General features: G+C 62.1%; 17 protein-coding genes, 1 tRNA gene and 2 pseudogenes. 12 read left to right on the top strand and 8 right to left on the bottom strand.

All coding sequences use genetic code 11. The annotated features are described in order from the left end of the window. The 3 genes and pseudogenes from NKH29_RS23690 to NKH29_RS23680 all read left to right on the top strand — a co-directional run. Positions 1 to 215: protein-L-isoaspartate O-methyltransferase family protein (locus NKH29_RS23690; protein ID WP_502911296.1), on the top strand; the 215-nt coding region annotated here is incomplete at its 5' end. A 668-nt stretch (positions 216 to 883) separates the two neighbouring features. Further along, positions 884 to 1,008, top strand: a pseudogene (locus NKH29_RS23685) (IS6 family transposase); the annotation flags it as partial. 303 nt (positions 1,009 to 1,311) lie between these two features. After that, on the top strand, positions 1,312 to 1,749 hold the full coding sequence (locus NKH29_RS23680; protein WP_352909879.1) for a hypothetical protein: 438 nt from the start codon (positions 1,312 to 1,314) through the stop codon (positions 1,747 to 1,749). Between the two features lie 307 nt (positions 1,750 to 2,056). Here the strand turns inward: NKH29_RS23680 and NKH29_RS23675 are convergent, their stop codons facing one another. Next, positions 2,057 to 2,692, bottom strand: coding sequence for a carboxymuconolactone decarboxylase family protein (locus NKH29_RS23675; RefSeq protein WP_353000675.1), 636 nt, complete (start codon positions 2,690 to 2,692; stop codon positions 2,057 to 2,059). Between the two features lie 206 nt (positions 2,693 to 2,898). Between NKH29_RS23675 and NKH29_RS23670 the strand changes: the two genes are divergently transcribed. Beyond that, positions 2,899 to 3,813, top strand: a complete 915-nt coding sequence (locus NKH29_RS23670; RefSeq protein WP_353000674.1) for a LysR family transcriptional regulator — start codon at positions 2,899 to 2,901, stop codon at positions 3,811 to 3,813. Between the two features lie 12 nt (positions 3,814 to 3,825). On the opposite strand, the pseudogene NKH29_RS23665 reads toward NKH29_RS23670, so the two are convergent. From NKH29_RS23665 to NKH29_RS23655, 3 genes and pseudogenes are all read right to left on the bottom strand, one after another. Further along, a pseudogene (locus tag NKH29_RS23665) lies at positions 3,826 to 4,119 on the bottom strand (DUF3363 domain-containing protein); the annotation flags it as partial. Positions 4,120 to 4,881: 762 nt separating this feature from the next. Next, positions 4,882 to 4,958: transfer RNA gene (locus tag NKH29_RS23660), tRNA-Arg, on the bottom strand. Positions 4,959 to 5,005: 47 nt separating this feature from the next. Further along, positions 5,006 to 5,698 carry a winged helix-turn-helix transcriptional regulator gene (locus tag NKH29_RS23655; protein ID WP_023722341.1) on the bottom strand — a complete coding sequence of 231 codons (693 nt, stop codon included), beginning with the start codon at positions 5,696 to 5,698 and terminating at the stop codon, positions 5,006 to 5,008. A gap of 340 nt (positions 5,699 to 6,038) precedes the next feature. On the opposite strand from NKH29_RS23655, the gene NKH29_RS23650 reads away from it, so the two are divergent. The 6 genes from NKH29_RS23650 to NKH29_RS23625 all read left to right on the top strand — a co-directional run bounded on the left by NKH29_RS23650 (position 6,039) and on the right by NKH29_RS23625 (position 9,457). Next, positions 6,039 to 6,365 (top strand): DUF1330 domain-containing protein, encoded by a 327-nt coding sequence (locus tag NKH29_RS23650; RefSeq protein WP_023677873.1) that lies wholly within the window; start codon positions 6,039 to 6,041, stop codon positions 6,363 to 6,365. Between the two features lie 127 nt (positions 6,366 to 6,492). Next, positions 6,493 to 7,017, top strand: coding sequence for a hypothetical protein (locus tag NKH29_RS23645; protein ID WP_502896926.1), 525 nt, complete (start codon positions 6,493 to 6,495; stop codon positions 7,015 to 7,017). Between the two features lie 193 nt (positions 7,018 to 7,210). Beyond that, positions 7,211 to 7,783 (top strand): TetR/AcrR family transcriptional regulator, encoded by a 573-nt coding sequence (locus tag NKH29_RS23640; RefSeq protein ID WP_023722343.1) that lies wholly within the window; start codon positions 7,211 to 7,213, stop codon positions 7,781 to 7,783. An 86-nt stretch (positions 7,784 to 7,869) separates the two neighbouring features. Continuing rightward, on the top strand, positions 7,870 to 8,895 hold the full coding sequence (locus tag NKH29_RS23635) for an alpha/beta fold hydrolase (RefSeq protein ID WP_352847642.1): 1,026 nt from the start codon (positions 7,870 to 7,872) through the stop codon (positions 8,893 to 8,895). Between the two features lie 86 nt (positions 8,896 to 8,981). After that, a complete protein-coding gene (locus NKH29_RS23630) occupies positions 8,982 to 9,272 on the top strand; it encodes a DUF768 domain-containing protein (protein WP_023722345.1) in 291 nt (96 codons plus the stop codon). Positions 9,273 to 9,313: 41 nt separating this feature from the next. Next, on the top strand, positions 9,314 to 9,457 hold the full coding sequence (locus NKH29_RS23625) for a glycine zipper domain-containing protein (RefSeq protein ID WP_198023575.1): 144 nt from the start codon (positions 9,314 to 9,316) through the stop codon (positions 9,455 to 9,457). A gap of 72 nt (positions 9,458 to 9,529) precedes the next feature. Here the strand turns inward: NKH29_RS23625 and NKH29_RS23620 are convergent, their stop codons facing one another. Beyond that, on the bottom strand, positions 9,530 to 10,693 hold the full coding sequence (locus tag NKH29_RS23620; RefSeq protein WP_352789577.1) for a M20 aminoacylase family protein: 1,164 nt from the start codon (positions 10,691 to 10,693) through the stop codon (positions 9,530 to 9,532). A gap of 270 nt (positions 10,694 to 10,963) precedes the next feature. Between NKH29_RS23620 and NKH29_RS23615 the strand changes: the two genes are divergently transcribed. Further along, positions 10,964 to 12,142, top strand: coding sequence for a D-alanyl-D-alanine carboxypeptidase family protein (locus NKH29_RS23615; protein WP_353000684.1), 1,179 nt, complete (start codon positions 10,964 to 10,966; stop codon positions 12,140 to 12,142). Between the two features lie 4 nt (positions 12,143 to 12,146). After that, the gene (locus tag NKH29_RS23610) at positions 12,147 to 13,265 is read left to right on the top strand and encodes a CobW family GTP-binding protein (RefSeq protein WP_352909885.1); all 1,119 of its coding nucleotides are present in this window, start codon (positions 12,147 to 12,149) and stop codon (positions 13,263 to 13,265) included. 210 nt (positions 13,266 to 13,475) lie between these two features. Here the strand turns inward: NKH29_RS23610 and NKH29_RS23605 are convergent, their stop codons facing one another. The 3 genes from NKH29_RS23605 to NKH29_RS23595 all read right to left on the bottom strand — a co-directional run bounded on the left by NKH29_RS23605 (position 13,476) and on the right by NKH29_RS23595 (position 16,289). Then, the gene (locus NKH29_RS23605) at positions 13,476 to 13,763 is read right to left on the bottom strand and encodes a sulfurtransferase TusA family protein (protein ID WP_352483484.1); all 288 of its coding nucleotides are present in this window, start codon (positions 13,761 to 13,763) and stop codon (positions 13,476 to 13,478) included. Between the two features lie 5 nt (positions 13,764 to 13,768). Next, positions 13,769 to 15,094: a L,D-transpeptidase family protein gene (locus tag NKH29_RS23600; protein ID WP_352909973.1), complete on the bottom strand. Its 1,326-nt coding sequence runs from the start codon at positions 15,092 to 15,094 to the stop codon at positions 13,769 to 13,771. A gap of 244 nt (positions 15,095 to 15,338) precedes the next feature. Continuing rightward, positions 15,339 to 16,289 (bottom strand): acetyl-CoA carboxylase carboxyltransferase subunit alpha, encoded by a 951-nt coding sequence (locus NKH29_RS23595; RefSeq protein ID WP_023721141.1) that lies wholly within the window; start codon positions 16,287 to 16,289, stop codon positions 15,339 to 15,341. Between the last annotated feature and the right edge of the window lie 25 nt (positions 16,290 to 16,314).

Raw genomic sequence — 16,314 nt, 5'->3', positions numbered from 1 at the left:
CTGAGCACGCCCCATTCGACAAGGTCCTGGTCACGGTGGCGGCTGAGCGGACACCGCCGGCTTTACTGAAGCAACTCAAGCCGGGAGGACGCTTGGTTCTGCCTTTGGGATCTGAAAATGCACAGTTTCTGACGGTCATCGACAAGGATGCGGCAGGGCAACTGAAGACTCGCAAACTCATCCCGGTTCGGTTCAGCCGTCTCGAAACGGTCTAATGAGGGGTGCGGCTGCGCGGAGCCGTGCTGGAAGATCAGGATAACGCGCGCCGCATCGATCACACAGGCGCTGGATGGCATCGCCGATCTTTTGACATCCATGCCGCAACGCCACTCGTCGAGCACGCCTGCCGCCGCCGGTCGCAGCCGCTGGCGATCATGCCGGCGCGGTCGTATTGCGCGCTTCTCAAAGACCCCTTATCCAGCCTACTGTGTGCCTGCCAGACGGCAAATGGGTCGCTCATCTGGGAAATGACGGCTAAAGGCTCAAGGAATTCGCCCAGTGGCCAACACGTAGCGGGCAGGAGGTAACGATGGATCTCAAGGACAGGCGCCTCTGGTACGGCGTGGTAGCCGTGATCGTGGTATTGGTCGTGATTGCGTATGCGGCTGGTTGGTTTGGCGGCACACCGATACCAGCGCCGCAGCAGTGAGAGCGATCGTCATTCTCGCTTGGCGGCAGCTGACTGCTCAGTCTCTAAAGGTCGAAGGAAGGGACACCTGATTGGCTGTTTCGCTGGTTCGGCTACCATCCTGACGACGCACAGCCTGGACCTTTTTGAGATGGCTTCCGCGCAACTTGTTGGTTGTTGGACGGACCGGTCCTTGGATCGCGCAATCCGCAACACTCCGCCATCGGGCCGGGTAACTTCGATAATGGTTTCGACACGGACAAACTGCGATCCTACGGAGTAGCCAGGCGCCAGGTCATGCCGGAAGTCGTACACTGGAGCCACAAGGGCCCAACGACCGGGCGGAGAACTCGCATCAGCCCGGCCTTCGGCGGTTTCGAAGCTAAACTGCCACTCGCTTGATCCCGCTGCCCGGCCAGCGATGGAGCCGGGCTACTCCAGCACAGACTCTGCCCGTCGATCACCTCGATCGGCACGGACTCCAGACCGACATCGTCGAACAGCCGCGCATTTGACCGCGTTCGCCAAATTAATGGCCGATCGTTGCGAAGCCTCCGCATTTTCGTGGGGGGAAGCCCTCCCAGCATCATCGTGATTGGACTTCACGATCGGTTGGAGTCACGCTGGCTGCAGGCATAAGAAGGATATGGGTGGACCAACTATCGTCCGAATAGGAGGCCAAAATGAAATACCAGACGATCGAGCAACTGCAGATCGTCGCCGAGATCGATCAGGCCTACCCGCGCCAGGCCATGTCGCGCAGCGAGCGTCTTGAACGCTGGGCGGAGCTCCTTGAACGGAACCCTGACCGGCGACTCTCGACGCTACACCAGACCGAGTATCAGCCGGTTAGATCACGCGGGGCCATGCGCGGCGACGGCTCGCCGATCTCAGTCGCTTTCGAGGATCCTGTCCTCCGCGCCGCCGGGTTGGAAAACGACAACTACGGCGAAGCGAAGCGGTTCTTCGAACTGACCGACAGGCAATTGCATGAGATCATCTGCTATTGTCATTTCGGCGCGACGGTGAGCGCCGTAACGGCCGCCCGTCACATCCGTGCGGCGATTGCCGGGAGACAGCCAGGCATGTTCGCTCGGATGCGTGAGGCGTTCGTCGGATAAAGCCGGAGCCGTTTCGCAGCATCATTTTTGAAGCGGCTCGCATGGAAAGCCGCCGCCGTAGCGCAGGCAAGCGCTCCCCACGCGGGGAGGCTGCGTTTGCATGAGGGGGTGCGGCTTTCCGCAGGAGCACGCCGACGCCCCCTCCTGCATCTTTTCCATCCGAACCGGAAAGATCCCAATGCTGCCAGCACATCCGTGGTCAGCGCCGGGGTTCAAAGGCTCGAACAGAGCGACATGCGCGCCGGATAAGCGCTATACATTCGCTGTCGAAAATTCGATGCTTCATGGTGGGTCGAAGGTCGCGGACCTATGTCGATCGGGACCGGGAAAGCCAAATCGTGATCGCGAGCAGCTTGGCCTTGTGATCGAGGCCGTCCCGAGCCAGCGCCTCCCCGAACCCGAAATCGATCGAAAGCTGCGCGAGGTCGGGCGCGGTGCCGGCGAAGCGGTCAAAATAGCCCTGGGCGTCGCCCGCTACGAGCCGCTCCAGCATCTCGCGTCCGGCCCATCCGCGTCCCGCTCCGTCACCCGTCGCGGGCTTGATGGGCTGAAATGCCAGCTCGCGTTCGGCGAATACCGACCGGACGATGCCGACAGCATTGACGGTTGCAGGGAAGCCCAGGACCGCGACCGAGACGAAGAGCAGTTCGACGATCGCTTCGGGGGTGCCGCCGGCATTGAGAAAGCCGGCGATACGAAACTTCAATTGCGGCTGGGCGCTTCCGTCGGCCAGCAGCATCGAGACGGTGCAGAGCTGCCTTAGCGGGAGATCCAGCCCCGGGCGGGACAACACATCGCCATAGGGATATTCGACGGTGAAGCGCGACAAATCGGCGGAGGTCTCCGCCAGAGCATTGATCGGTCCATCGAAATTCTCCCCGCCGATCCGGCGGAGCATCTCCAGGCCGCGTGAAAATCGATCCTCATGAGTTTCCGAGGCCATGGCTTGCCCGCTCCGACTGATGGCGAAAGAACTTGCTGCGATGAAGGCAGCCTCAATAAAGCGTCGGCGAGAACTTACTCTTCCCGTTGCTGCGGTGGTGGGACCTGACACTCATGTTCTCTAACTCTGCCCGCCCCCGCTTTATTTCAGGTCAGACCTTGCATCGGCGATTGCGATAAATCAAATTCATTATTAGCATCGCCGTGATGAAGAAGATTCATATCGCTAACGTCGATCTCAATCTGCTGGTCGTCTTCGACGCCCTCGTTGCCGAAGGGCACGCCACGCGCGCGGCCGAGCGGATTGGGCTGACCCAGCCGGCGGTCAGCCATTCGCTCAATCGCCTTCGGGCTCTGTTCGGAGACCCGCTGTTTGTCCGATCCCCGCGCGGCATGACGCCGACGCCACTGGCGCAGGACATTGCGCCGAGTGTTCGGTCGATCCTCGAACAGGTTGAAGGCGTCCTGCTCGGCGGGCGCTCGTTCGATCCGACCGAAAGCACTCGGCAATTCGTGGTCGGTCTCTCCGATTATGCCGCTTTCGTGCTGCTACCGCGTCTGACTGCACGGCTCGGCCGCGAAGCACCAGGCGTTTCTCTGGTGGTCCGCAACACGAGCCGCAGCGTCGGTTTGCCGATGCTGGACGACGGCGCAGTCGAACTCATCGCCGGCAACTTCCCCCAGCCGCCGACCCATATGCGAGAAGAACTGCTATACGAAGAGGACTTCATCTGCGCTGGCCGCGGCGATCACACCGATCTGGCCGATAGTCTCGACCTCGACCGCTATCTCTCGCTGCGCCATCTTCAGGTTTCGATGAAGGACAATCCGAGCGGCTATGTCGATGCTGTGCTCACCGAGAAAGGATTGAAGAGGAATGTCGTCGTGACGGTCGGCCACTTCTTGATGGCACCGATGCTGGTCGATGCCTCCGAGCTCGTGGCAACGGAACCCCGTCGTCTCTTCGCACCGTTGGCAGGGCGGCTACCGCTCCGACTTTTTCCGCCGCCATTGGATATTCCTTCATTTCGAGTGGTGCAGACTTGGCATGCGCGCCACGACGCCGACCCAGGGCATCAATGGCTGCGACGGGTGCTCAGTGAAGTCGGTCAAGGGGTTTGAGGGCGAAAGCCCCAATCCCCGCTGCCGCCCCAACTGCCAGGACACCGATCCGCCCTGCACGATGCCACTGACCTCGCGGCCGAGCTGGCGGTCGATGACTGGCCGCCACGGGACAAGCGTGAACTCGTGGGACTTCTCGACGATGGCGAACTTGCCACTGGATAGCTGCGCGGCCCCGGTGAAGGTGCCGGTCACGGTTTCGCCCTCGGCGGCAGCTCGGAACGGCAGTGCCTTTTTCGCCGCCAGTTCCCCACCGGCACGGTCAACCTCGCGTTCCTGAAGCGTGGCGATCAGGTTGCGCCGGTAAGCGCCCCTTCAAATTTGTAGGTTCGCTGAAAGATCTGTCGATCGATCCAAGCCGCGATTGCCGACGAGGAGCTGAGGACCCTGTGAGAGTATGGCGCTGCAGATCAGGTCCTCGGCAACAAATTTCGTTCTTGCAGTACCGCATTTTTCGAGGGCAGCCACAGCCGGCCTACTGAAAGCCACCCTTTGACCTTGCAGCCTCGGCACTGACGTTGGCTGCTTATGGGACGCGCGTCCCATCCATCAATGTCGGAAATGGGGGGCGGTAGCAGTCATCCAGCTCTTAATCGTCGAATGCGAACTTTTCCGTGATCCACACCTATGAGCTGCCAGTCCGCTCTCGGCTCCATGGCTGTCGTGCAAGGGACCGTATGTAGCGCTGGCACGACAACATTGATTACGGCTCAGGCCTCGTAAGACGTGCCATTTTACCAGGTGGCTAGGTCAGCCTCGTGCGATACGGACTGAGATACAAACTGTGATACAAATCGCTGTGGGCTCCTAGACTAGAAAAAACATCGTAAAATCAATGCCTGCCGAGGCGCGGCATCGCGTCTCGACAGACCCCACCTCAAATCGCCACCTGAAGCGACATCGGTGGCCGCCCGTCCCAACAATCTACTCAATTCCAGAATCATGGAAATCCACAACTCGGTTGGATTGAGCAGCTGAAGCCGAAGTTCATGCGAAATTCGCCGTACTAATTGCCGTACTAATTTACCAAAAAGTACGGCGGCTTGTTGGCTAAGCGCTTGAAAAACTTGGTGATCCCGACAGGAATCGAACCTGTGACCTACAGATTAGGAATCTGCCGCTCTATCCTACTGAGCTACGGGACCATCGCGCCCGACACATAACCGCTTCGGATCGTTTCGCCAAGAGGCAGCTAGGCTGCTCGCTTGGGTTCGACAGCGAACGGGCTCAGGCCCAGCCAAGTCTGCATTTTGCGGGCGATATCCTGATCGCCCGTCAGAATGACTTTCGGCCCGGCCTTCTCGACGGTGATCAGCCCCATCCAGATTTCGGTCATGGTGTGCAGGTCGGTCGAGACGTAGAGATCGACATCGAACCCCGGATCGTACCAGCAGAGGTCGACCTCGCCGTGCTTCTCGACGATCAGCCACCACGACCGTTTGGAGGCGGGGAGCTCCTGGTACAGAAATTGTATCACCGTGCGCCCGTCGGGCAGCGGCGACGCGTTTAGATTGCGCCGCATGTCCCACATCAGCAGCGACGGATCGAGGTTCTTCAGCGACAGCCGCGACTCGACCCATTTCTGCCCCCAAAAGCCCATCGCCTCGACGACGGACCGCAGATCCCTGCCTGCCTCGGTCATCCGGTATTCGAAGATGCCTTTCTCGCCGCGCACCTCCTTGCGCTCGACGATCCCGGCCAGCTCGAGCTCCTTGAGCCGTTGCGACAGAAGGGTCGGCGACATTTTGGGGACGCCGCGGCGCAGATCGTTGAAACGGGTCGAGCCCGCCACCAATTCGCGAAGCAGAACCATGGTCCAGCGGGTGCACAGCACCTCCGCGGCCATCGATAACGGGCAGAACTGCTTGTATCCGGCCTGGGTCATGATGTTGCCTTCCCCTCAAACTCAGCCGGGAGCATAGGCCTTTCCCAGCGGTGCGGCGAGTACAGAAACTGTACCGGCCCAAGTGTGGTGGATTTGAAGTTCCTGCTTTCTGGGTGGCATCAGCGTTAGGAACTTCAAATCCAAAACCACACTGGAAATCCAAGCACTTGCTGGTGTGGCTTTTGAATCCGAAATTCGCTCGCTGCGTTGCTCCAAAGTGAATGCGAATTTCGAATTCGCCGCACCAGTACAGATCGCGGACTGGCTGGCGCCGGCCTTGCCATGCGACCCCTCTGCCGCTGCACGGGATACCCCTGTGCACGACCAGGAGACATGACCCATGACCGCTTACGTTATCGCAGACATCAAGGTGAGGGACCCGAAGTGGATGCCGGCCTATGCCGCGTCGGTCCACGACCTCGTTCACAAGCACGGCGGCAGATATCTGTCGCGCAGCGGCAATGTGAAGACGCTCGAAGGCAAGCCGCTCGACACGACGCTGATTGCCTTGATGGCGTTCCCGACCGAGGCCGCGGCGCGCGCCTTCACCGACGATCCCGCCTACGCACCCTTTGTTTCGGCCCGTCAGGGCGGCAGCGACAGCCGTTTCCAGCTGATCGACAACTCCGATCTGGCCGGAACCATCCCGTATCTGCCGAAGGGATGATCTTCCCCTGCATTTGTCGCATCGGGACAGGGATCTCCCAGCAACAACAGCCACAGCGCCCACCTGCCGGACCTCCTTACTTCCGGCGGCCGGCCGGGCTGTGCTTTTCAAGAAGAATGGAATGACTATGACAATCAACTTTCGCAACAAATTCCTCGCTGCCGCGGCGCTGCTGTCGGCCTGCACTGCATTGGCGCAGGCGCATCAGGCAGCGCCCGCGTCCGGTCCCAATCCGCTGGCCGACAAGGTACGCGCCGCCAACAGCCGCTTCGAGAATGTGGCGGCGGCGACCGCCGAGGGCTATGCGCCGATCCCCTGCGCCAGCGGCATCACCGGCGGCGCCATGGGCATCCACTACGTCAATCCCGGCTACCTCAAGGACGACGCGGTCGATGTCGCCAAGCCCGAAGCGGTGATGTACGAGCCGATGGCCGACGGCACGCTAAAACTGATCGCGGTCGAATACATCACCTCGAAAGGCCCGGCATCGCTCGATGGGCATCTGTTCAACTTCAACAGCGCGCCCAACCGCTATGGCCTCGGCCCGTTCTACGAGCTGCATGTCTGGGCCTGGAAGGGCAACCCGACCGGCGCGTTCGCCGACATGAACCCGAACGTGTCGTGCGAACCGACGACTGCTGCCAGCCAGTAAGCAGCCGGGCCAGGCGGCGCCAACGCCGCCTGGTTTTTAATCTCACAGAGGGGCCAAGCTCCGGGAGATCGCGATGCAACCTGGCATCGCTGGCGTGCCTGTGTGCCCATCGAGCTGTCTTTGCAAAAAGAGTCGCTTGACTGGCGATGTAAAATGCTCATTCTAGAATGATCATTTTACATTGGGTTCCTCCATGACCAGACCGCGACTATTTGACGAAGCCACTGTGCTGGGTGACGCGATGAACGCGTTTCGACGGGCCGGTTTCGCGGGAATTTCGATCAAGGATCTGAGCGATGCCACCGGCCTGACGTCTGGCTCGATCTACAATGCCTTTGGCGACAAGGAAGGTCTCTATCGGGCGGCCTTCGGCCACTATATCGATGCCGTCATCCGACACCGTATCGAGACCTACATCGGCGAAGCAAGCGATCTGGATGGTTTGGAACAGTTGTTCCTGTCGTTGTTGCTGCCCGCCCCGGAATCCGGCGACCTCGGCTGTTTGTTAACGAATGCTGCTGTCGAGTTCGGTGCGCAACCGTCGGTCGCCTCGGAAGGTCTCGCGGAAGGCTTCGCCGTGCTGGAAGCCGCCATCCGGCAGGTCGTGGAGCGCCAGATCGGCGGAGGTCAGGTCGATCTCCACGTCGTCAGGCTTCTGCTTCTCTACCAAGGCATTCTCGTGCTGATCCGCGCCGGCCGAGACGTCTCGGCCTGCCCGGCCGTCATTCGATCAGAATTCGAGCAGCTAAGGAAACTTCTGCCATGATCACCCTTTCCCGCAGGGCGGTGCTTCTCGGCACCGCCGGCAGTCTTCTTGCGCCTTGCCTGCCGGTCTTTGGCGCGTCGCCGGCCATGCCGCCGGTCCGATACGTTCGCTCCAACGGCATCGATATGGCTGTTTATGAAGCCGGCAAGGGACCGGCGGTTGTTTTGCTGCACGGCTTTCCCGAACTCGCCTTTTCCTGGCGTCACCAGATCGCGCCGCTCGCGGCCGCCGGCTACCACGTCATTGTTCCCGACCAGCGCGGATATGGTCTGACCGACCGGCCGTCCAAGGTCGAGGATTATGACATGGTCCACCTGACCGGCGATCTCGTCGGTCTCCTCGATGCTCTCGGCGTCGAAAAGGCCGTGTTCGCGGGCCATGACTGGGGCGGCCTGGTCGCATGGCAGATGCCGCTTTTGCATCAGAGCCGGGTCACTGGCGTCATCGGTGTCAACACGCCATTCATTCCCCATGAAATGCTGTGGCTGCATCCGAGCCTCACCAAGGGGCTGACCGCCCCGGACAAGCCGTTCGTGGCCAACCCGGCAAAAGACCCGATCGCGCAGATGCGCGAAGTCTACAATCCCGACATGTATGTGCTGATGTTCGAAGATGGTGATCTCGCGGACCGTTTGATGGCGCACGACGTGGCGCGGGTGTTCAGGAGCAATATGCGCAAGGGTGTTATCACCGCCGCGCAATACGCCAAGCTGCCGCCGCAGGCCCGACACATGACATTCCTACAGGCGCTCTCGCAGCCGGAGCCGAAGACGCTGCCCGGCGAGCTGATCCTGACGCCAGACGAGCTTGCTTTCTATGCCGAGAGCTTCGGGCGCACCGGTTTCACGCCGGGCATCAACTGGTACCGCAACTTGTCCCGCAATTGGAGAGCCGGCTTGAATGTCGACCAGACGATAAAAGTGCCTTCGCTCATGATCGGCGCTGAGGACGACGTCGTGTTATCTCCAGCGATGATGGATGGAATGGACGCCCACATCGCCGATCTCGAAAAACATGTGGTCGCCGGCTGTGGACATTGGTCACAGCAGGAGAAGCCGGGCGAAGTCACCACGCTAATGGTCGATTGGTTGAAGCGGCGGGTTCCTGCGTAGCCGACATGGCGAGCGGTTCAAAGACGGTTAAGATAGCGGAACTTTCGGGATGCCGGCGCGCTTTAGTGTCCCGAAGGAGACACCGCATGAGCGCCACAAAAGAGTTCTTTGAAACCTGGCTGCAGGAGAATGTCGGCAATCTGCCGGCCGAGAGCGAGGTGAGCGTCGCCGTCCTGGCGCAGCAATTCGAGCAGGATGCCGATGCTGCCGGCTACGGCCACGAGGTTCGCGAAGACGAGCTCGGCAACATCCAGGAGGCGATCGAGGCAGCCCTGAAGAAGGCAAGGACAGGCGAAGAGCCGCAGGCTGCCGACGACAATGAGCTGGCGCCGGTTATGGAGGCGCTGGAGGTCGAGGATCCGAAGAGCGGACCGTAGCGGTTGCGGCTCTTCCCTTCCACGCTACATGACCGGGCATAATGGATGCCAAACACCTCACACTCGGCGTCGTGATCGGCGTGGCCATCGGCGTCGTGTTGGACAACATTGTTGCGGGCATTGGTATAGGTATTGCTCTGGGCATTGCCTTCGGCCTTGCCCGGAAGTCGTCCGGCCGGAAGTGACCAGCAGAACATGTCCTGCCCGATTTTACCGCCCAGAGGTGCGGCGGTCGCCGCACCGCCGATGCCGAACGGCTACGCCGCCAGCGCCGTCTCCGCCAGCTTCACCCAATAGCTCATGCCGTGCGGGATGACCTCGTCGTTGAAGTCGTAGGCCGGGTTGTGCAGGCCGGCGGTATCGCCATTGCCGATGAAGATGAAGGCGCCCGGCCGCGCTTCCAGCATGTAGGAGAAATCCTCGCCGCCCATCACCGGCTGGATGGCGCGGTGCACATGGCTGTCGCCGGCGACGTCGGCCGCGATGTCGCTGGCAAAGACCGTCTCTTCCGGATGGTTGAAGGTGACGGGGTAGTTGGCATTGTAATCAACCTCGATTGTCGCGCCGAAGGCAGCGCCCACGCCTTGGCAAAGCGCGCGGATGCGCTCTTCAGCCTTCTTGGCGACCTCCTTCTTCAGCGTGCGTACGGTGCCGGCGATCTCGGCGCTCTCGGGAATGATGTTATAGGCGTCGCCGGCATGGAATTTCGTCACCGAGACGACCACCGCCTCGACCGGATCGGTGCTGCGCGAGACGATCGTCTGCAATGCGCCGACAAGCTGGCTGGTGATGACGATCGGATCGATGGTGCCGTGCGGCATCGCCGCGTGGCCGCCCCGGCCCTTGACGGTGATGGTGAATTCGGCGGTCGCCGCCATGATCGGACCCGGCCTGATGGCGAACTGGCCGACCGGCAGGCCCGGCATGTTGTGCATGCCGAACACCTTGGAGATGCCGAAGCGCTCCATCATGCCGTCCTTGACCATCTCGTTGCCGCCGCCGCCGCCCTCTTCGGCCGGCTGGAAGATAACCGCGACGGAGCCGGCGAAATTGCGTGTTTCGGCGAGGTATTTGGCGGCACCCAAAAGCATCGCGGTGTGGCCGTCATGACCGCAAGCGTGCATCTTGCCCGGGACGGTCGAGGCATAGGATTTGCCGCTGATCTCGTTGAGCGGCAGGGCGTCCATGTCGGCGCGCAGGCCGATCGTCGAGCCTTCGCCGTGGCGGCCGCGGATGATGCCGACGACGCCGGTCTTGCCCAAACCCGTCACGATGTCGTCGCAGCCGAAAGCCTTCAGCTTCTCGGTGACGAAGGCGGCGGTCTTGAAGACGTCGAAATTCAGCTCCGGCGTCTGATGCAAATGGCGGCGCCAGCCGGCCACCTCATCCTGCATTTCGGCGGCTCGGTTCAGGATCGGCATGATGGTTCCATTTCGCTGTTGGAGCAGGCGGTCTTGACCTGCTGCTGTGCAATTGTGCCTGCTGCCCTGCAACCATGCACGCTGCTTTGCATTGTGCTGCTGCTTCCACATTGTGATCGGCAGCACTTTGCCATGTTGACGTCACATAGAGTAAATAGCACCGCGACTGTGGTCCGGGAACAGAGAGCCGGACCATTATCCTGGCGATCGTGTAACGAAATCTTACGGAGCCAGGGGCGACTGCGGCAAGAGGCTATTTCGGTTTTCATGATGCGCTATAGGCATTTCCTCAAACTGTTGGTGGCGGGCGCGGTGGTGCTTGCGGCGCTGGCCGGGCGTGCCTTGGCCAATCCGACCATCCTGTTCGACCTGAACAGCGGCAAGATCCTGCAGCATCAGGAGGCGTTCAGGCGCTGGTACCCGGCATCGCTGACCAAGCTGATGACCGCCTATGTGGCGTTTCGTGCGATTGCCGCGGGCGAGGTCCAGCTCGATTCGCCGATCAAGGTGACGAAACATTCCGCCGGCGAGCCGCCGAGCAAGATGGGCTTCAAGCCGGGTTCGGTGATGCGGCTGGACAATGCGCTGAAGATGATGCTGGTCAAATCGGCCAACGATATCGCCATGGCGGTCGGCGAGAATATCGGCGGTTCGCAAGCGGCCTTTGCCGAACGCATGAATGCGGAGGCGCGGAGGCTCGGCATGAGCGGGTCCCATTTCGTCAATCCGAACGGGCTCTATTCGCCGGACCAGTATACGACAGCGCGCGATCTCGCTTTGCTGGTGATGGCGATCCGCAAGGAATTTCCGCAATATGCCCCCTGGTTCTCGATCGAAGGCCTTGCCGTCGGCAAGAAGGCGATCTCCAACTACAACCTCCTGATCGGCCGCTATCCGGGTGCCGACGGCATGAAGACCGGTTTCGTCTGCTCGTCCGGTTTCAATATGATCGGCTCGGCGACCCGCAACGGCCGCACCCTGGTCGCCGTGGTGCTCGGCGAGCAATCGGCCGTCACCCGCGCCGAGGCGGCGGCAAAACTGCTCGACCAGGGCTTTGCAACCCCGGCGCCGAGTTGGCTGACGGTGGCGGCGCTGCCTGCCTATGGCGACACCATGTCGGCCAACGACATGAACGACGAGATCTGCAAGAAGAAGCCGGTCGAGGAGCAGTCGGAAGCCGCACCCGCCGTCGGCGACAAGGGCAAGGATGTGCCGAAATCGCCCTATCAGGAAAAGCTCGACCATGTACCGACGCTGATCGCCGTCGGCCTCGGCGGCGCCACGGGGCCGAAGCCGAAGGCGATGCTCGACGCCTCCGGGCAGGAATATGCCGACGTGCCGCTGCCGACATGGCGGCCGGATCGGGCGCCGCCGGCCGGCGCCGAGCCGGCCGTGGCCGGGTCCACCACCGCCGCGCAGGTCCAACGGCCGGCCAAGGCGCTGAACTAGCCGTATGGCCGGCTTCCCGATCCCCGTTTCGGTGCTCACCGGCTTTCTCGGCGCCGGCAAGACGACGCTGCTCAACCGGCTGCTCCGGAATCCCGCGCTCGCCGACACCGCCGTCATCATCAACGAGTTCGGCGAAGTGGCGATCGACCATCTTCTGGTCGAGCAGGCGTCCGATGGCATCATCCAGCTTTCCGACGGCTGCCTCTGTTGCACGGTGCGCGGCGAGCTGGTCGACACGTTGGCCGACCTCGTCGACCGGCTGCAGACCGGCCGCATCGACCGGCTTGCCCGCGTTGTCGTCGAGACCACCGGGCTCGCCGATCCCGCCCCTGTGCTGCAGTCGATCATGGCGCACCCGGCCCTGGTCCAGGCCTTCCGGCTCGACGGCGTCATCACCCTGGTCGACGCCGTCAACGGCAATGCGACGCTCGATGCCCATGTCGAGGCGGTGAAGCAGGTGGCCGTCGCCGATCGCATCGTGCTCAGCAAGGCCGACCTGGCCACGGATGCAGGCGACGCGGAGGCGTTGCGGGCGCGGCTCAGGCAGCTCAACCCGGGTGCCGTGGTGCTCGACGCGAGCCAGGCAAGCGCCGCGACCCTGTTCGATTGCGGCCTCTACAATCCGGCCACCAAATCCGTCGATGTGCAGCGTTGGCTCGGCGAAGAAGCCGGCCACGACCATGATGTTGGCAGCCATGACCACAGCGGTCATGGTCATGCCGACCACGGTCACCATGACCATGGCCACAGGCACGATTCCCGCATCCGCGCGTATTCGCTGGTTCATGACGGGCCGGTGCCGTTTTCGGCAATCGAGATGTTCCTCGATCTGCTGCGCTCGGCGCATGGCGAGCGCCTGTTGCGGATGAAGGGCGTCATCGAGCTTGCAGAAGACCCGTCGCGGCCGCTGGTTATCCATGGCGTGCAGAAGATCCTGCATCCGCCGGTGCAACTGCCGGCCTGGCCGGACAGCCAGCGCGGCACCAGGCTGGTGCTGATCACGCTCGACATGCCGGAAGACTATATCCGCCGGCTGTTCGCCGCCTTCACCAACCGGCCGTCGATCGACACGCCGGACCGCGCGGCACTGGAAAGCAACCCGCTGGCTATTGCCGGGCGGTAGAGGCTTTCATCAGTTTTAAGTCGAACGCCGCGCTGCCCCTCATCTGCCTGCCGGCATCTTCTCAAGAAGGACGCTCTCGTCGACGATTTCGCCAATCTCCAGCGCCGCAGAAAGAGCGCCAAAGTTGCGGCCAGCCCCTTCTCCCCGTCACTATACGGGGAGAAGATGCCGGCAGGCAGATGAGGGGCAGCGCACCGTCAGCAGAACGAGCTAAGTCCAGGCTCGGCCGCCGCCGCGCTCGACCAGGAAGCGGTGGCCGCCCGATATTGCCGCCGTTTCGATCAGCCGATGGCCGCTCTCGGCGCAGAAGGCGGGGATGTCGATGACGGCGAGGGGGTCGGTGGTTTCGAGCCAGAGGCGGCTACCCGGCGGCATTGCGGCCAAGCGCTTTTTGGCCTTGAGCGCGGGCAACGGGCAGTTCAGACCTTTGAGGTCGTAGACGGCGGCGGGGCTGGTTGAGGGCCTGTCTCCTTGGCCCCCATCTTCTTGTTCAAGCATGAAGCTCAGCCGCCAAACATGCCGAGCAGCTTTTTCTTCAACCTTGTCGCCGTGCTTTCGGCGTCCGCAGCCTGCGTTTCGACTGCCGGGGCGGCCTCCGATGGCGCTACAGTGGCGGTGGCGACAGGCATCTCGGCGGCGGTCTTGGCAGCTTCCTTTTCAGCCAGTGCCTGCGCCTTGGCCGCTTCCTTCTCGGCCAGCGCCTGCGCCTTGGCTGCCTCTTTGGCGGCCTTGGCCGCTTCAATGGCGGCTAGCCTTTGTTCCTCGGCCTTCTGCTTGGCGGCCTTTTCGGCGTCGAGTGCCGCCATCTTGCGGCCGGCCGGCGAATCGACGCGGCCCATGCGCGCCGTCTCGGTCACCGTGCCGTCTGGGTTGAGCGACGGCGGCTCGATCGGCACGCGTTCGCCGCGGGCACGCCGTTTCGACCAGTCGGAAACGATGCTGGCTTCCTTGATCCCGGCGATGGTCGGCTTGGGTGCCGGCACGCTGGCCTTGACGGCGCCGTTGAAGGCCGCCTCATAGGTGCTTTGATAGGCGTTGATGGCGCTCCTCAGTGAATCGGGCTGGGTGGTCGCAGGGCAAGCGCCGGTCGGATTAAAGGTCGAGCCGTCGGCCGCAACCTGGTTGAAGACGTAGCGCTTCTCGCAGACGTCGACTTTCGGCGGCACCTTGGTGACTTCGAAATTGTCGTAGCCGACCTTCAGCATCTTCCAGAATTCGTAGTTCGGGTCGTTGCGGTAGCGCGCCATGTTGGCTGCAGTCATGCGGAACGGAAAAGCCTGGATCTGGAACTCGGTCTGGCCGCCCTGGAAGGCGTCACGACCGAAAGCGTAGATCTGCTCGATCTGCGCGTCGGTCATCGAATAGCAGCCCGACGACGAGCAGGCGCCATGGACCATCAGGTTGGAACCAGTGCGGCCATTGGCGCGGTCATAGGCGTTCGGGTAGCCGATGTTGAAGGACAGGTGATAATTCGACCGCGGGTTCATCTGCGCCGGGCGGACCGTGTAAAAGCCTTCCGGCGCTTGGCGGTCGCCTTCGGTGAACTTCGGCCCGAGCTTGCCCGACCATTTGCAGATGTCGTAGCTGGCGACCAGGTCGTAGCGGCCGTTGGTCTTGGCCTTCCAGATTTCGAGCTTGCCTTCTTCCTTGAAGATGCGGGCCATCACCGAAGAGGTGCGGACCATGCCCTTGGCCCTCATCTCGGCCAGGATCTTGTCCGGCAGCGGCTTGTTGGCCTGCGGTGCAAAATCCTTCATCGAAGCATCATTGCAGCCGGCGACGCCGATCGCAGCGATCAGAACTCCGGTGCGGGCAAGCTTGGCAAACATGGATATGGCTATCGTCTTCATCTCTGCGCCGCGGATGCCGCGGCTGCTAAACTGACCACTGACGGACCTTAAGCCCGTTAACCTTGAAAATTCCTTACCGCAAGCGACCTTGCGCCAAGCAGCCCTCTTGCCCCAAACGAAATTGGCGCGTCCCCTACGGCAAGCTCACTGTGACGAACGCGGCGGCATTTTTGTGGCGAAATTGCTCCACGCCGTCACATTTCAGGCCGCGCACCTGCGTTGGCTACAGATTGCGGCCCATCGCCAGGTATTTCTCGCGGCGATGCTCGCGGAAGTCGGTGTTGGCGCCGGAAAATTCCTTCATCGTCCTGGCGATGAGGTCGCCGGTGGCGGCAATCACCGTTTCGGGGGCGCGATGGGCACCGCCGAGCGGTTCGGCGACGATGGCGTCGATGATCTTCAGCTCCAGCAGATCCTGCGCCGTGATCTTCATGTTGGTCGCAGCATCCCTGGACCGGGTGGTGTCGCGCCACAGGATCGAGGCGGCGCCCTCCGGCGAGATCACCGAATAGATGGCGTGTTCGAGCATGTAGACGCGGTTGGCGGTGGCGATCGCTATGGCGCCGCCGGAGCCGCCTTCGCCGATCACCACCGAGATCGACGGCACCTTCAGGCCAAGGCAGGCTGAGGTCGAGCGGGCGATGGCTTCCGCCTGGCCGCGCTCTTCGGCGTTGACGCCGGGATAGGCGCCGGCAGTGTCGACCAGCGTCAGCAGCGGGATTTGGAAGCGGTCGGCGAGTTCCATCAGCCGTACCGCCTTGCGGTAGCCCTCCGGCCGCACCGAGCCGAAATTATGCTTCAGCCGGCTTGCCGTGTCGGAACCTTTTTCCTGGCCGATGATCGCCACCGGCTCGCCACGGAAGCGGGCGAAGCCGCCGACGATCGCCTGGTCCTCGCCGAAATTGCGGTCGCCGGCGAGCGGCGTGAAATCGGTAAGCAGGCCCTTGATGTAGTCGATGCAATGCGGCCTGTCCGGATGGCGCGCCACCTGCACCTTCTGCCATGGCGTTAGCGCCTTATAGGCGTCGCGCAGCGCATCGCGTGAGCGCTTCTCGAGACGGGCGATCTCATCGCCGACGTCGACCGCCTCACCGTTCTCGGCAAGCTTCTTCAGCTCGAGGATCTTGCCTTCGAGATCCTGCACAGGCTTTTCGAAATCGAGGTAATTGTACATTCTTGGGCGAACCGGCAAGTCGGAA

Source organism: Mesorhizobium sp. M1295, assembly GCF_040318135.1.
Classification (GTDB): Bacteria; Pseudomonadota; Alphaproteobacteria; order Rhizobiales; family Rhizobiaceae; genus Mesorhizobium.
This window is presented reverse-complemented; position numbering and strand designations above follow the sequence as displayed.

Bases quoted from the DNA above. Each gene is read 5' to 3' on its own strand.
- NKH29_RS23605 (WP_352483484.1), bottom strand. From the start codon at position 13,763: ATGCTTGAACAAGAAGATGGGGGCCAAGGAGACAGGCCCTCAACCAGC.
- NKH29_RS23655 (WP_023722341.1), bottom strand. From the start codon at position 5,698: ATGACCCAGGCCGGATACAAGCAGTTCTGCCCGTTATCGATGGCCGCG.
- NKH29_RS23675 (WP_353000675.1), bottom strand. From the start codon at position 2,692: ATGGCCTCGGAAACTCATGAGGATCGATTTTCACGCGGCCTGGAGATG.
- NKH29_RS23595 (WP_023721141.1), bottom strand. From the start codon at position 16,289: ATGTACAATTACCTCGATTTCGAAAAGCCTGTGCAGGATCTCGAAGGC.
- NKH29_RS23615 (WP_353000684.1), top strand. From the start codon at position 10,964: ATGCGCTATAGGCATTTCCTCAAACTGTTGGTGGCGGGCGCGGTGGTG.
- NKH29_RS23670 (WP_353000674.1), top strand. From the start codon at position 2,899: ATGAAGAAGATTCATATCGCTAACGTCGATCTCAATCTGCTGGTCGTC.
- NKH29_RS23650 (WP_023677873.1), top strand. From the start codon at position 6,039: ATGACCGCTTACGTTATCGCAGACATCAAGGTGAGGGACCCGAAGTGG.
- NKH29_RS23625 (WP_198023575.1), top strand. From the start codon at position 9,314: ATGGATGCCAAACACCTCACACTCGGCGTCGTGATCGGCGTGGCCATC.
- NKH29_RS23645 (WP_502896926.1), top strand. From the start codon at position 6,493: ATGACAATCAACTTTCGCAACAAATTCCTCGCTGCCGCGGCGCTGCTG.
- NKH29_RS23630 (WP_023722345.1), top strand. From the start codon at position 8,982: ATGAGCGCCACAAAAGAGTTCTTTGAAACCTGGCTGCAGGAGAATGTC.
- NKH29_RS23600 (WP_352909973.1), bottom strand. From the start codon at position 15,094: ATGTTTGCCAAGCTTGCCCGCACCGGAGTTCTGATCGCTGCGATCGGC.
- NKH29_RS23640 (WP_023722343.1), top strand. From the start codon at position 7,211: ATGACCAGACCGCGACTATTTGACGAAGCCACTGTGCTGGGTGACGCG.
- NKH29_RS23680 (WP_352909879.1), top strand. From the start codon at position 1,312: ATGAAATACCAGACGATCGAGCAACTGCAGATCGTCGCCGAGATCGAT.
- NKH29_RS23620 (WP_352789577.1), bottom strand. From the start codon at position 10,693: ATGCCGATCCTGAACCGAGCCGCCGAAATGCAGGATGAGGTGGCCGGC.
- NKH29_RS23610 (WP_352909885.1), top strand. From the start codon at position 12,147: ATGGCCGGCTTCCCGATCCCCGTTTCGGTGCTCACCGGCTTTCTCGGC.
- NKH29_RS23635 (WP_352847642.1), top strand. From the start codon at position 7,870: ATGCCGCCGGTCCGATACGTTCGCTCCAACGGCATCGATATGGCTGTT.